Annotated in this window: 13 protein-coding genes; 7 read left to right on the forward strand and 6 right to left on the reverse strand. The window is 43.0% G+C overall.

What is annotated here, in order from left to right; genetic code table 11:
• Positions 1-24 precede the first annotated feature (24 nt).
• Positions 25-735, forward strand: coding sequence for a TorD/DmsD family molecular chaperone (locus tag L2748_RS14765; protein ID WP_220782591.1), 711 nt, complete (start codon positions 25-27; stop codon positions 733-735).
• 109 nt (positions 736-844) lie between these two features.
• Here L2748_RS14765 and L2748_RS14770 read toward each other — a convergent pair whose 3' ends face one another.
• Positions 845-1342 carry a hypothetical protein gene (locus L2748_RS14770; RefSeq protein WP_220782593.1) on the reverse strand — a complete coding sequence of 166 codons (498 nt, stop codon included), beginning with the start codon at positions 1340-1342 and terminating at the stop codon, positions 845-847.
• A 190-nt stretch (positions 1343-1532) separates the two neighbouring features.
• On the opposite strand from L2748_RS14770, the gene L2748_RS14775 reads away from it, so the two are divergent.
• A complete protein-coding gene (locus tag L2748_RS14775; RefSeq protein ID WP_220782594.1) occupies positions 1533-1883 on the forward strand; it encodes a RidA family protein in 351 nt (116 codons plus the stop codon).
• A gap of 72 nt (positions 1884-1955) precedes the next feature.
• Here the strand turns inward: L2748_RS14775 and L2748_RS14780 are convergent, their stop codons facing one another.
• On the reverse strand, positions 1956-2393 hold the full coding sequence (locus tag L2748_RS14780; protein ID WP_220782595.1) for a hypothetical protein: 438 nt from the start codon (positions 2391-2393) through the stop codon (positions 1956-1958).
• 272 nt (positions 2394-2665) lie between these two features.
• Between L2748_RS14780 and L2748_RS14785 the strand changes: the two genes are divergently transcribed.
• The 3 genes from L2748_RS14785 (at position 2666) to L2748_RS14795 (ending at position 4264) form a co-directional block, all read left to right on the forward strand.
• Entirely contained in the window at positions 2666-3004 is a 339-nt protein-coding gene (locus tag L2748_RS14785; RefSeq protein WP_220782596.1) for a DUF805 domain-containing protein, read from the forward strand.
• Positions 3005-3282: 278 nt separating this feature from the next.
• Positions 3283-3609: a N(4)-acetylcytidine aminohydrolase gene (gene yqfB / locus L2748_RS14790; RefSeq protein ID WP_220782597.1), complete on the forward strand. Its 327-nt coding sequence runs from the start codon at positions 3283-3285 to the stop codon at positions 3607-3609.
• A gap of 85 nt (positions 3610-3694) precedes the next feature.
• Positions 3695-4264, forward strand: a complete 570-nt coding sequence (locus L2748_RS14795; RefSeq protein ID WP_220782598.1) for a hypothetical protein — start codon at positions 3695-3697, stop codon at positions 4262-4264.
• Between the two features lie 145 nt (positions 4265-4409).
• Here the strand turns inward: L2748_RS14795 and nrfA are convergent, their stop codons facing one another.
• From nrfA to L2748_RS14810, 3 genes are all read right to left on the reverse strand, one after another.
• A complete protein-coding gene (nrfA, locus tag L2748_RS14800; protein WP_220782599.1) occupies positions 4410-5795 on the reverse strand; it encodes an ammonia-forming cytochrome c nitrite reductase in 1386 nt (461 codons plus the stop codon).
• A 257-nt stretch (positions 5796-6052) separates the two neighbouring features.
• Positions 6053-7336 carry a sensor histidine kinase gene (locus L2748_RS14805; protein ID WP_220782446.1) on the reverse strand — a complete coding sequence of 428 codons (1284 nt, stop codon included), beginning with the start codon at positions 7334-7336 and terminating at the stop codon, positions 6053-6055.
• On the reverse strand, positions 7333-8010 hold the full coding sequence (locus tag L2748_RS14810) for a response regulator transcription factor (RefSeq protein WP_220782447.1): 678 nt from the start codon (positions 8008-8010) through the stop codon (positions 7333-7335). Before L2748_RS14810 ends, L2748_RS14805 begins: the two co-directional genes overlap by 4 nt.
• 243 nt (positions 8011-8253) lie before the next feature.
• On the opposite strand from L2748_RS14810, the gene L2748_RS14815 reads away from it, so the two are divergent.
• Positions 8254-9390: an efflux RND transporter periplasmic adaptor subunit gene (locus L2748_RS14815; RefSeq protein ID WP_220782448.1), complete on the forward strand. Its 1137-nt coding sequence runs from the start codon at positions 8254-8256 to the stop codon at positions 9388-9390.
• 33 nt (positions 9391-9423) lie between these two features.
• On the forward strand, positions 9424-12555 hold the full coding sequence (locus tag L2748_RS14820) for a multidrug efflux RND transporter permease subunit (protein ID WP_220782449.1): 3132 nt from the start codon (positions 9424-9426) through the stop codon (positions 12553-12555).
• Between the two features lie 147 nt (positions 12556-12702).
• Here the strand turns inward: L2748_RS14820 and L2748_RS14825 are convergent, their stop codons facing one another.
• Positions 12703-14625 (reverse strand): pilus assembly PilX family protein, encoded by a 1923-nt coding sequence (locus tag L2748_RS14825; protein WP_220782450.1) that lies wholly within the window; start codon positions 14623-14625, stop codon positions 12703-12705.
• Positions 14626-14627: the final 2 nt, after the last annotated feature.

The raw sequence follows: 14627 nt of genomic DNA on the forward strand, positions 1-14627 counted from the left end.
CCCGCTTAACTTGTAAGGTAAATTATGTCTTCAAAATCTGAGTCGTTAAGTCATTCATCTATTGCTGCCGTGGACTTTGTCGAGTACCAAGGGCTAGCACGAATACTGCATCATTGTCTTATTCGTTATCCCGAGGCTGGTTTTATCGACGGACTAAAAGAGTGTGATGTGGCTGGCAGTTGGCCAGAGTTTGGCGGGCGCGAGCAAAATTACACTGGTCGTCAATTGCTGGGCGATTTTTTACAGCAATGGTCGAGTGACGTGAGCGCGGAAGATGCAGAGAAGGCATTAATTACCTTAAAGCTGGACTACGGCCAACTTTTCTTCGGACCTGGCGAACCGACAGCTGTGCCGCAAGGCTCAGTCTACTTGTGTGAAGAGCAGTTAATTAACGATAGAACCACGGTTGAACTGATGGATTTTTATCGGGCTCATGGCGTTGAGTTGCAGCTTGATTACAAGCAGCCCATCGACCATATTGGTTTGTTTTTCGCTGTACTTGATCAAACATTTGGTCGTTTGCAGAGCGAAACAGATAACCAAGCTTTGATCCGCTTTACTCAAGTGTTATTACAGCAGCACCTATTACCTTGGGCAATGCGTTGCTGTGAGTTAGCTGTAGAGCATGCCAACACCGATTTTTATCGCGGTATTGGTTTGCTAACTACAGACTTCTCATTGCAACTGCAACAAGACTTCCAAGTGCTAGCACTGGATAAACGCTTGTTCCGCTAATACGTTAGCGGTGATGTGAGTACTAAAAAGCCCGTAAATTTAATTTACGGGCTTTTTTTATGTGTCTTGAGACTCGCGTATTATTGGCGTAAGTTGCCTGATAAAAACCTTAGTTAAAACTACCCATATTGCGGCTTGATTGGCGTTTTTCGCTGCGTACTTGTTCTAGTTGGGTATTGATTGTCTGTAATAACTGGCAAAGTTGTTTTGCATTATCATCGAGTAGCGCTGCAGGATTTTGATTATCTGCGCTTGGGGTGATTAATGACTGGCTCCATTGGTAGCCGATAGTTAACACTAAATGCTCTGATTGATTGAGTTCGCTTTGCTCAATCTCTTTGACAAATAATAAACGGCTCGCAGCAAACAAGCAGTGCAGGGCAAGTTCATTAGCCAAGGGCGTTTGTTCATCGCTTGTCATAGCTGGCAGCCACACAGGTTCTCCTTCAGCAAAAACTAATGCCGAAATCGTGTTGGTCACTGTGCTAAGAGAAGTCGCACCACCAAACAGTTGCACCACTTTTTCTGATTTTTGCAGTGTCAGGGCTAAGCGACTAGCAAGGATGGACTTACTCCATTGTTGCCCTAAAGAACGTCTTAACGTCATCTCATCAAAATCTCATATAAACAGCCTCATCATAGAGGCTAAACCAAGCTGAGAGATAAGTTTAGCATTTTGGCAATTAGCCCGATGTGCTAGGTGCAGCATTATCGGATTAAGATGCTAAATTCACTAGGTCTGCGGCACATTTCTGTTAAAATCCTGCCTCTATTTTGATGAATTTTAAGGTTCCCCAATGGATATTCAACGTGTTAACCCATGTGCAAATTGGTCAGATGCGACCGTGTTTAATAACATGGTGCATTTTGTCGAAATTGCAGCTGATGTAGAAGGCGATATGCTTAGCCAAGCAGAGCAAGTTTTTGCTCAAGCAGAAGCGACACTTGCCAGTGTGGGTAGCGATAAGTCTCGTTTGCTATCAGTGACTATTTACGTGACAGATTTTGCCAACGTAGCGGTATTTAACCAAGCATGGCAGGCATGGTTACCTGAAGGATGCGCGCCTAGCCGTGCATGTTTAAAGGTAGAGCTTGCTGATCCAAGCTACCTTGTTGAAATCGCTTTTGTGGCTGCGGTTAAGGCCTAGTTTTAAAGCTTAATTTAAAGCTTAATTTAAGGATTAGTTTTAAAATTAGCTATGGCTATCATTATGCGTCGGTTATTCTAATTGCTTGAGTAACTGACGTACATGAGCGCGAGTATCATCAATTTTACTTACAACAGCTTGTGCACTGGTCTCATCCTCGGGCAACAGCTGCCAATTTGATTGCCAGCTCAGTTTTAGTTCCTCTGCTGCCACACTGAGCTCTGGTTCGGTTATCATACTCAAGTCGGCAATTAAATTGACTTTCACCCAGCCTTGGCGTGGATTACCTTGCACAGGATCTTTGTCGTAATGGGCGGCATAGACAATTGATTCGAGTTCGGAAAGTTGCAGCAATAGCTCAAAGCTTGCTGAGCGCACATTGTTGTTATACTCAGTGATCTCCATGCGCCAAACGTTGTAGCTAAACCCCACCAAAGCAAACAACATACTAAAGACGGCTGTAAGTTGAAATACCGAAATGGTTTGCTCACCAGAAATTGCGATCTTCACAGTTAACGCCTTTTGTTAATGTGCTTAGCATAATTCTAGCCAATGCTACTCGAGCTGCATGCCTGACTCGTAGATTACACAAGCGGTTTATGTATTTGCTTAGGGTTATCCAATTAAGGATCTGGTCTGATGAGTTAGCGATGAACTCTGCTTAAGCTACTGTATCTGTTTAAATTTATTGTATACAACTTTTATATTAGTAGTGGCTATTGATAGCATTTAAGCGGGGTGGTACTTTAGGGCGGTTTTATACATTATAAGGAGATCATGATATGGAACACTTTATTGGTGCGTTAAAAAAATATGCTGAATTCAGTGGGCGAGCGCGTAGAACTGAATTTTGGATGTACATGCTAATTTATTTTGTTATCAACTTTGTTTTAACTTTACTGGGTTTAGATACCATTGCACTCATCGTTGCTTTGGCTTTAGTCGTACCAAGTTTAAGTATTGGCGCAAGAAGATTGCATGATACAGGCCGTTCTGGTTGGTGGCAGCTGCTTTCACTTATTCCCATTATCGGTGCTATCGTACTTATCGTTTTCTGGGCACAAGATAGCCATGATGCGAATAGTTATGGTGCAAACCCGAAAGAAGGCGTACCTGCGTAACTTTACTTTGCTAAGTGGTGCTCTTAAATAAGATGTACTAGCATCACCTGGTTTAAACAGGTGGAAAGCGACAAGTATGGCCTCACGCTATTTTTAAGCTTTCTACCTTCCTCAAATCCCTTACCTCAAAACATTGTGTTGGTGCTTATCTCTGTGACAGCCTTATTCTAAGTTCTAAGCCGGTATCCGCTAGTTGGTCTTAGTCTATTAATTGTGAAATTACATTTAATTTAGATATGATATCAGCAGCTAACTCATTACTTTATAGGCTAATTCATTTGAGTGCTTGTATGACATTCTTGCCAAAGCTTGCAGGACAAATTATTTCAGCAAAGAAAACAGCAACAATAAGAGATGTTAGTGATAGTCATTTTTTTGCAGGCCAAGTAGTAGATGCGCGAGTCCATGGCACTGAGCAGTATATTTGTCAGATTGAGATTATTGATATTAAACCTATTCAATACCATGAGTTAAACCGAAGCCACGCTAAAGCTGAAAATCTGCCGTTTGTCTTTATTTTAAAGTGGTTGATTCGGAGAATTTATCCAGGTGAACAGCAACTCTTTTATATTCAGTTTAAAGTTCATGGCGACTCGCCATATTGATTAGCGTGTTATTGAGCTTTTGCGCTGCTTAGCATTTGTAGGTGTTGATGGATTAATGCGGCGGTAGATTCAACTAGGAGGGACGATGCGGGTTTTATTAGTGAGTGATATATTCGGTCTATGTGAGTCGACTGATTTGTTGATTTCAGCGCTTACTGCGCAAGGTCATAGTTTAGAAATCGTAGAGCCCTACAATAAACAGCGGCATGACTTCGTCGATGAAACTGGCGCTTATGATGCCTTTGTTGAGCATTGTGGACATGACGATTATCTTGCGCTTACAACCGCTGCGCTAGTTGCATTTAAGCCTGATGTGGTGATTGGCTTTAGTGCCGGAGCCAATGCGCTGTGGCGGGCATCGACCTTAAAGCAATCGAATGGCCTGCAGTTTATTTGTTTTTATCCAACGCGAATTCATCGGTTTTTAGACCATGAAGTAAATAGTACAACTGAAGTGATTTTCCCGGCATTTGAAAGCGCGTTTGATGTGGCAGAAATAGACAAGGCGATAGCAACAAAAGAAAATGTCACCACACAAGTAACGCCCTATCAACATGGCTTTATGAATAGCCGCTCAAAGGCATATTCAGATATGGCGCAGGCTTATGGTTTGGATTTACTTAAAACACGGCTACTGGCTTACTCAGCATTGTGAATACTATTAGGCAACACTGATTGCTAATTTGTGAGGGAAGACAGTTAAAGACAATAAAAAAAACCGGGGAGGATCCCCGGTTTTGAGACTGTGAGCTGTCACTCTTTTTGATACTTTACTCCTAAGCTAACGGCAATAGCTACTGCTAGTTCGCACCGTTGTTTGCTTTATATTCTGCCTCCCACTTTGGCACCACTTTTTCGATAAAGATGGCTTTATCGGCGCGCATCTTATCCATATCCATGCCTAATACAGCTTGAGCTTTCGCTTTAGTAGAGATATCTGGAATCGCCACCGTGGATACGACACCTTGCGAATTGAGAATTTCGGCTAGCTTTTTACGAGCTTCAGCTGATTTTGCAAGTGATGTTTTAAGGATGCGAATACCTTCTTCAGGTGCGTGAGCCGCAATACCGTGCGAGGCAATGGCAAAGTCCCAGCGCCATTGCGCATGACGGATATCAGTTAGAGCCGCCGTCATTTTCTCTTCGTTAGCACCCGCTTTCCAAGCGGCAGCGGCTTCAAAGTGAGCTTTAACTAGTTCGTCTTCGGCTTGTAGCTTTAGCGTGTTTACTTTGTCTTTGTTAGTTTGAACAAGAGCCTGCATTTGCTCTTTAGTTTGGTCATGACAGTTGGCACAGGTAAATTCAAACTGATCAAATGGGCTGCCTACGTTATGGTCAGTGTACTCTTTGCCTTCTGCATTGGTGACACGCGGCATATGACAATCGGTACAAGACACCCCCATGTCACCATGCAAACCTTTGGCTGTGGTTTCATAACCTGGATGCTGAGCTTTTAACATTGGTGCTTTAGACAATTGATGCGTCCAATCTTTAAACTTCAGCTTGTCATAGTAAGCTTCCATCGCTTCTACTGACGTACCGCCATCCCATGGGAACTTAACCCAATTTGGATGCTCTTCATTCTTTTCAAAATAGTATTCAACGTGACACTGACCACAAACCATATTTTGTTTTTCAGTTTTGTCGGCTTTATCAAATGGTGTGCCTAGTTTGGCAAACGCACGTTCAGCGAAGGGTCTAGCAATTCTCAGTTTTGGTGTGCCTGGCTTATGGCAATCTGCACAACCTAGTACGTGAACGATCTCAGGGCCGCCTTTAGCCCACTTACCTTTAAAGTATTCAGCTTCACCTTGTTCCTCAATAACTCGTGGCACATCAGGGCTTTTACAACTCCAACAAGCCATAGGCATTGGGCCTTCATCTTCTGTCATTGGTGCGCCTGTACGAAGGGTACTTCTTAGGTCGGTAATCACATATTGGTGTCCACGTGGGGCATTGTAGTCTTTAGAAAAACCATAACCGGCCCACAAAATCACTAAGTTAGGGTCGTCTGCTAATGCGTCTGTGACTTCTTTACTTTCTGCTGTCTTTTGCCAGCTTTGGTATTGTTTAGGGAAGCGCTTTTCATATTGGGAATTATCAGCAGGATTGGAGTTTGCAGTGGCATTTAGGGTCATCAAACCTATGCAAGCTCCTATTAAGAGGGGGATTTTGTATGCGTTCATTTTTATCTCATCCTTTAAATAAGGTTTTGGTTATATGTAAAATGTAGTCGCTAGCTTGATGTTGTCAAAACTAATAGGATGATATTTTTTACATTTAATTTACGTATCGCTTAAGAGGGAGAGAACCCTAGAACTTAATACTACAGATACAATGTCTAAAAATTGATTTGTTGCTTTAACGACGACTTTGTCATTGGGGAGTTCTAAGCGGTTTTACTGATAAAAAATTATGGAAAAGCAGCGGTATAGAAAAACCGCTATATATGCTCTCCAGTACATGAGAAAGTTAAGCTTGCAAGATAACGTAGTGGTTCAGTTTGTATTGTTAGCTGCCAGTTTTGTTGTTCACAAATTTGCTGAACCAGTTTTAACCCTAATCCAAAATTGTCTGACTTACTGGCATCGCTATTTAGCTGCGCTTCTTGCGCGCTATTGTTTTCTATGGTGAGCCTATTGCTGGTGAGCGTAATAATAATCATACCTTCATCTATGTGCTGCATCGCATTACGGATGAGGTTCGCAGCAACGATTCTAACCAGAGTTTTCGGCTGTAAGACTGTCACTGTACTCAACTCACTTTGCAGCTTTACTGCTTTGCCTTTGAGCAAATAGCTGTGTTCTTCAATAAGCTCATTTATCAGCGAATTTAATTGGAAATCACTGGCTGCGGATTGTGCTATCTCTTTACGAGTCAGCCATAGCAGAGTTTCAGTCAGGTGATGCATGGTATTGCTGGCCCTGATTATTCGCTGTAATACAGGCATGTTGACGGGCGATATCAGTTGCTCTAGTAAAGCTGCGTTGCTCTTTATCACTGTTATAGGCGTTCTTAGCTCGTGACTTGCAAATTGGAGGAACTGAGACTCACGCTGATAAATATTATCAACTTGTCGTAAGCTTTGGATTATTTGTTCTGCGAGTCTATCAAGTTCGCGATAGCCAAATGAGGGGATAGGTGTATCAAGATCGCTACTGCTTAATTGTTTAGACCATGTATTAAGTCGATAAATTGGTTTTGCTAAGTAACGAAAGCAAAACACAATTAATATGACCAGTAATAGGGTAACAATAACAGAAACGGTCCAGATCTGCTGTAACTGTGAATCTGCAATATCCCAATAGCTAGCCGTTTCAGATTCTTCATATTGTTGTACAAGGTAATAAATACCACTATTAGTATGTTCGGCCGTATAGATAAAGTAGTCTCTATGTTGGGCTTTATCTGTTTGGGTTATACCGTCAGCGTAATAATGCTTACCAACCTGCAATTCTTGTTTAGAAAAGGTGAGTTTAATGCTTTCTGGTAATGCTTGATATTGACGAAATAACTGGGCATCTATAATGGCTAAACCCGGGGCGACAGGTTCAAATCCTTGAGCATTAATGAGTTCTTCAGCCTTATGCATGCTCACGCTAAAAGAAGTATCTAGGGCACGAAAGTAGTTCTCTCGTGCCCACAAGGTATAACTCAGTACCAGTAATAACAGTATAAAACTGCTACCTCCAAGTACTAACGCGGTTAAACTTTGGCGAAGTTTCATTGAGTACTCTTTGGGCGTAGAGCCCATCCTTTACCGGTATATGTAGATAGCATATCGGCAATGTTGACTTGAGTTAACGCGCGACGAAGATAGTACACCTGTGCTTTTAATACATTGCTACTTGGTGGCTCATCACCCCACAATTTATTTTCTAGTGATTGGCGACTGACTATTTCAGGGCTTGCACGCATGAGTACTTCTAAAAGGGTGTAACTGGCTGGTGTGAGTTCAAGTTGCTCATTTTGGTAAGTTACAATTTGTTGTTCGCAATCCATGATTAACCCTGCAACTTCGAGTCGTTTTACACGGCTACTCTTTCTACCCGCTAAGGCTTTTATGCGTGCAATAAGTTCTCGGTTATCAAACGGTTTAGCTAAGTAGTCATCGCCGCCAGAGGCAAAGCCTTCGAGTTTATCGTCAATACTCGAAAATGCAGTTAGAAACAGTATTGGGGTGTCGATGCCACTCGCTCTTAATTGTTTGCAGAGACTGTAACCGTCGAGCTTAGGCAACCCAACATCAATGACTAACACCTCATATTGATTGTTGCTTGCTAAGTTCCGCCCAGCAATTCCATTACTTGCATGATCGGGTAGCATCTGCGAGATCTCCATTAATTGACTTAATGTCTCGGCAAGGTCGCGATCATCTTCAATCAATAAAACACGGATCATCTTGGTTATTCCAGTTAGTTTTCGGCAAAAGGTCTATCTAGCCTCGGAGACTACAGTTTAGCGACTTAGGGGTAAATATTGAGTAAAGCGATTTTATAAATTTACATGGGATTTTAGTATGGCATTTACCCGTTTTTTACCTATCAGCTTTTATTCTATGCCCATTAAATGTTAATGCTCGAATTTTATAGCTATTACATTAGCTGTTCGGGCAATTCTATATGGTACGAGTAAAGGTTAAACATGGCTTATCATTTAAAGCGAGTGACCCGATTAGGTTTGCTCTTTGTCGTTATTTTTAGCGTTGCTGCTTGTAATAAAACCAGTGGTGATGAATCGTTTAGTTATTCAAATACTGCCAATGTTGCTACGGTTACCGCAAAGCTGACCCAAGTGACTTTGTTTGATGAGCTACAAGGGCGAGTTAGACCATTACGCAGTGCTGAAATTCGTCCCCAAGTAGAAGGCATCATCACTCAGCGACTGTTTAAGCAAGGGGATACCCTTGCTCAAGGTGAGGCATTGTTCCAAATTGAGGACGATGTATTTACGATTGATGTTGAGATTAAACAAGCTGCGCTGGCACAATCGCGAGCAAACTTAGCGTTAATACAGAGTCAAGTCGACCGTTTTACTCAATTAGATCGTACACAAGCTGTTAGCAAACAAGCCTATGAAGAGGCTAGTTTTAATTTGCAGGTTGCCGCTGCCACTGTGCAACAAAATAGTGCCCAACTTAAACATAGCGAGCTGCAACTTGAATATGCAACTGTAACCGCCCCCATCTCAGGGATTATTGGTGAGGCATTGGTTACAGAAGGGGCATTAGTTAGTCGCACAGACCCTAAGCCTCTCGCTATGATCCAGCAGATTGATAAGGTTTATATCGATGTGCGTCAGCCTGCATCCAACCTTGGTCAGTTGCGCAGATTACTCGCTAGTGAACAACGAAATAGCGAGCAAGGGGTTAACGTTATTGTTAAGCCATCGGCTGATACCGCTGATAATATTGACGGAAAGGTCCTGTTCTCAGGGATCAGTGTTGATGAAAATACTGGTGACCTGAATATCCGTATTATTGCTGATAATCCCCAACAGACGTTACTCCCTGGCATGTATGTGCGCACTCAAATCCCACGCCAGAAGCTGCAAGCGATAACGCTTCCTGAGCACGCTGTGCGCCGTAATAGTGCAGGTCTAGCCTATGTTTACGTTATTTCTGACGGAAAATTTGAGCAAAAAATTGTGACAATTGAGGGACTGCAATATCGGCAATATGTGATCTCTGAAGGGGTGAGTGCAAACGACATTATCGTGGTGACCGGCCAAGATCGTTTACGTGAAGGGGCTACGTTGGTCCTATCAGATTGGCAGCAGTAATACGCAAACGGATTGCGTAAGAGGAAGTTTATTGTGTCGCATTTTTTTATATCTCGCCCAGTATTTGCTTGGGTTATTGCCATTCTAATTAGTATTGCTGGGGTCGTCGCTATTCCTAAATTGGCTGTAGAACGCTTCCCGAGTGTGGCGCCGCCAAGTATTGGTTTGTATTTGTCTTACCCTGGAGCGAGTCCAGAAACGATAAATGATAGCGTGGTAACCTTGATTGAGCGTGAGATCTCAGGGATCAATGGCTTGCTTTATTTTAGCTCTTCCTCAGATGCTAGCGGCAGCGCTTCAATTACGGTAACGTTTGAAAATGGTACCGATCCTGAGATGGCGCAAGTTGAAATTCAAAATAAAATCCGAGCAATTGAGCCAAGATTGCCATTAGCCGTTCGTCAAATAGGTATCACAGTTGAAACAACCTCTTCAAATAATTTGATGTATTTAGGGCTTATCTCGCCTAATGGTGTTTACTCGGAGCAACAACTGAGTGACTACATGGTGCGTAATGTTGTTGAGGAGATAAAGCGTGTCCCTGGCGTTGGACGAGTGCAGATGTACGGCTCAGAATTTGCGATGCGGGTCTGGGTTGATCCTGTGGCATTGACTGGCTACAACTTGACGATGGAAGACGTGACTTTTGCAATTGCAGAGCAAAATGTCCAGATCTCTCCAGGTAAAGTGGGTGACTCGCCGACATTCGGTGGTCAAAAGACGGTGCATTCACTGACGGCGCAAGGACAGCTGGAAACGCCTGAACAGTTTAGAACCATTGTATTGCGATCAAATAGCAATGCCGGCATGGTGTTACTCGGTGATGTCGCAAAAGTCGAGTTAGGTGCGCAAAACTACCTGTTTAGTAACCGTGAAAATGGGCAGCAATCCACATCAGCAGCGATTCAATTGTCTCCAGGGGCAAACGCGATTGCAACATCACAAGGAATAAGGGACCGTATGGTGGAGCTGAAGCAGGCTATGCCAAGTAATATGGATTACTCCATCACCTCTGATGCGGCTATTTTTGCCAAAATCTCAATTCAAAAAGTGATAGTGACATTGCTCGAAGCAATGGTACTGGTATTTTTGGTGATGTACCTATTTTTGCAAAATATCCGTTATACACTGATCCCGGCTATTGTTGCCCCTATCGCCTTGTTAGGGACATTCGCAGTGATGTGGTTAATGGGCTTTTCTATTAACGTTTTCACTATGTTTGGTATGGTGCTAGCGATTGGCATTATTGTTGATGATGCCATTGTGGTCGTTGAAAACGTCGAACGGGTGATGGCAGAGACGGGGTTGCCACCTAAGGCGGCAACAGAAAAGGCAATGAAGAGCATTTATAGTGCTGTGATTGGCATCACTGCGGTACTGGCGGCAGTATTTATTCCTATGGCATTTGCCTCTGGCTCAATAGGCACTATTTTTCAGCAGTTCTCTCTTGCAATGGCGGTATCGATTCTGTTTTCAGCTTTTTTAGCATTGACCTTAACGCCAGCGCTTTGCGCAACATTATTAAAGCCGTTATCTGAACATGCACATCATCGTCGTGGTTTTTTTGGCTGGTTCAATCGAAGCTTTAGCGCTTTTACCGAGCGAGTGACTCTAGGTGTTGGCTATCTTGTGAAGCGTGTGAGCCGGGTCATGGCATGCTATTTAGTCCTTGTGGCGGCCTGTATTTATAGTTTTACTTTAGTACCCAGTACCTTCTTACCTGAAGAGGATCAAGGTTACTTTATGACCTCCATCCAACTACCCGCAGATGCAACAGTGGAGCGTACTATGGATATTGTCACTCGTATTGAAGAGTTTACTTCAGAGCGAGAAGCCGTTGAGGGCAATATGAGTGTACTTGGGTTCAGCTTTAGTGGCACAGGACCGGGCTCAGCATTTGGGATTACAACGTTAAAAGATTGGCAGCAGCGCGCTGGTAGCTCGACACAACAAGAGTTAGCGGCATTAAGTGATGAGTTAAGTGATTTGACAGAAGGTGAAGTATTTAGTGTTTTGCCTGCTGCAATTGATGGTTTGGGGAACTCATCGAATCTGTCTTTCCAATTGCAAGATAGTGCAAATGCGGGTTATGAGCGTTTTCAGTCGCTACAACAAGCATTTCTTGAACAAGCTTATGCCAGTGAAAAACTCGCATCGGTTTTTTATGAAGCGCTCCCTGAAACGAGTAGCATTCATTTAAAAATCGACAGGGCTAAAGCCCGAGCATTGGGTGTGCCGTTTAATGCCATTAGCGACACCATTTCAACGGCAATGGGCTCTAATTATGTTAATGACTTCCCGAATAATGGTCGTTTACAACAGGTGATAGTTCAAGTACAGGCTGAGTCGAGAATGCAGCTTGAGGATATATTGCAATTAGCGATCCGTAATGAGCACGGCGGAACGGTTTATCTATCGGAATTCGTGACACCTGTTTGGCAAATGGCGCCGCAGCAATTAACTCGATTCAACGGCTTATTAGCTGTTTCTGTTTCTGCATCACCTGCGCCAGGGATCTCTACAGGAGAGGCAATGTTAGAGGTTGAGCGAATAGTGGCATCTTTACCTTCCTCAGCGAGTGTTGAATGGACTGGTTTGTCGTTACAAGAGAAACAAGCTGAGTCTCAAACCGTGTGGTTACTACTGTTTTCTATGCTAGTGATCTTTCTGGTATTAGCAGCACTATACGAAAGCTGGTCGATACCGATAGCGGTAATTTTAGTGGTGCCATTAGGGATAATCGGTGCCATTGCTTCAGTAATGCTGAGCGGCGGCGCCAATGATGTTTTCTTTAAAGTCGGCTTAGTGACGATTATTGGCTTATCAGCCAAAAATGCTATTTTGATTGTAGAGTTTGCCAAGCAAGCTCAAGCCGAAGGTAACCATTTAGTCGACTCTGTGCTACTCGCAACAAAGCAGAGGCTTAGACCTATTTTGATGACATCACTCGCCTTTAGTTGCGGAATTATTCCCTTGTATTTAGCCACGGGACCGAGTTCAGAGATCCAACACGCGATAGGTACAGGTGTGCTTGGCGGTATGTTTACTGGAACTGTGTTTGCAGTGCTATTTGTACCGGTATTTTTTGTGTTCATTTGTCAGATTTTGGTGCTTCTTAGAAAGCAAAAGTCTGCGGCTAATGTCTGTAAGGTGCTAACTGAGTAAGTTTGCGTATTAATGATACTGGATTAATATGAGCTCAAGGCGCAATATAATGTGCCTTGAGCTTTTTATTGTCAGCGCGAAACAATCTACTTCAGTTGGTGATTTAAGACTGGAAATTGAGTCTTATTTTACAAAATTAGTGGTCGATTAGTAAGATTGCCATCCTTTAAATACTAAGCTTGGTGGCGCTGCTTTCACGACATTACCAACGTGACCTAGACCCAAAGCTTCATCATAGTGAATACCACCAGCGCCAGATATATCGACTTTCTTACCCAGAACAGAGCCCTTAAATGCGACATCTGAGGCTATTTCCACATCGGATAACGGTGCATAAATCGCAGCGTATATTTGCTCTACACCACCTAAAATATCGACTCCAGTGCCACTATAAGAGCTGTATATTGAAAACACAGGGATCCCTGCCTGTGTTAAGCCATTAGTAGGGGTATTAATCGTTGAGCCTGAACCGATAATAAGCGCTCCCTTAACGATAAGCGTTAAGCTACTGTTATCGGGTATTGTTAAAGTGCTTGCACCTTGTAGATAAAATCCACCCTTGGCATACAGAACTACATTATGCCCAGGCTTAATTTCAATATTTCCATTAATTTTGACATTGTCATACATGAGAATATTGTGTTGATCACCTAAAAATGTCGCGTTAGTTGAGGGGATAGGATTATATTCTGCTCCAGAACCTCCCCCTTGGGAGTATTCCCCTCGAGTATTACTGAGTGTATAGACGGTACTAGACGCCCCTTTACCGGTATCTTTAATAATCAAGTCTTTAGCGCTATCAGCAAAACTGTCGACAGTTAATACCGCATTTTCAATATCGAGTGGATCGCAAGTCAAATCGTTGGGATCATTTGGATCTAATATTCCGTCATCAATCGGTTGTTTTTCAACCAAAGGGACTTGTGGCAGTTGCGGTTGAGGCGGTGAAACTTTGTAAGGCGCACTGGCGTATGGATCGCTTGGATCATTAAATGCCCCAGCGAAGCGCAAATTGTCATTGTTAATGATGGCATGAGTGGCAGATAAGGTTACGTTTCCCTTAGATTTGACACCGTTTATACTCCCTTCGACCTGTTTATAGTTAGCGTAGGTTTGTCCAAGTCCTGCAACAGTAACTCGCGTTAGGCTGATATCCCCTTGGGATAAGATGTCGCCGCCAATTGTTTCACCATCAGCTGTGACTTCGCCCATTGAGGTGATATCACCACCCACAGGTGTTTCGCTTATGTTGACGTAACTATTGGCATGAATAGCTCCAGTAATGGAACCACTGGTTTGCTTAAAAAAAGTAAATGCCGATGCATTGCCACCGATAGTGCTATCAGACAACATTGTAATCGAATCATTACTGTGCACATTACCGGCTATATGGGCTGAGCCACCAAAGTTGACTTTGCCGATAGCAATAAGATCGCCATCAATAATGCTGGCTCCTGATAATGTTATAATGTCATTATCATTGAGGGTTCTGACGGTCACATTGGCATTTTTATTTATTTCACCTTGAGCCGGGTCTGAATTGTAGTCACCCAAGCTTGAGTCGTAGCTGTCAATTATGCCGCTGCCACTTAGCGATATCCCGTCACAGCCTATAACTCCACCGCCAAAGCCTGATGAAGATTGCGATGAGCCACTGACCAGTTCAAAGTTAGCTTTTAACTTAGTTTCACCATCAAAGCGTTCACCATCACTTTGTAAAAACAGCTGATTACTACCCGCAGGGATATTGGCTATGAGGTTATAGGACATATTAGAAATGCCACTTGCAGATCCGCTGGTTTGCATTGCAGCAATTAGTTGATCTAGCGTTTGGTTAGGATTTGCTGCAAGTTGGGCATTTAGATAGTTATAGGTATCGAATACGCCTTTTTCTGCGACTAACCGTGCATTCATTTTCTTTTGAAAATTACCACTGAGGCGCTCTTGTGCAACATTATCTTTTAATGAGTTAAGGACTAATACGCCAGCCATCATACTCATAATTAGCACAGTGACTAAGGTAAAGCCTTGTTGTGAACCCTTAAGGTTTTTAAAGTGCAATCCTTGCAAAA

This window comes from Shewanella sairae (assembly GCF_023283535.1).
In the GTDB taxonomy this organism is placed as follows: Bacteria; Pseudomonadota; Gammaproteobacteria; order Enterobacterales; family Shewanellaceae; genus Shewanella; species Shewanella sairae.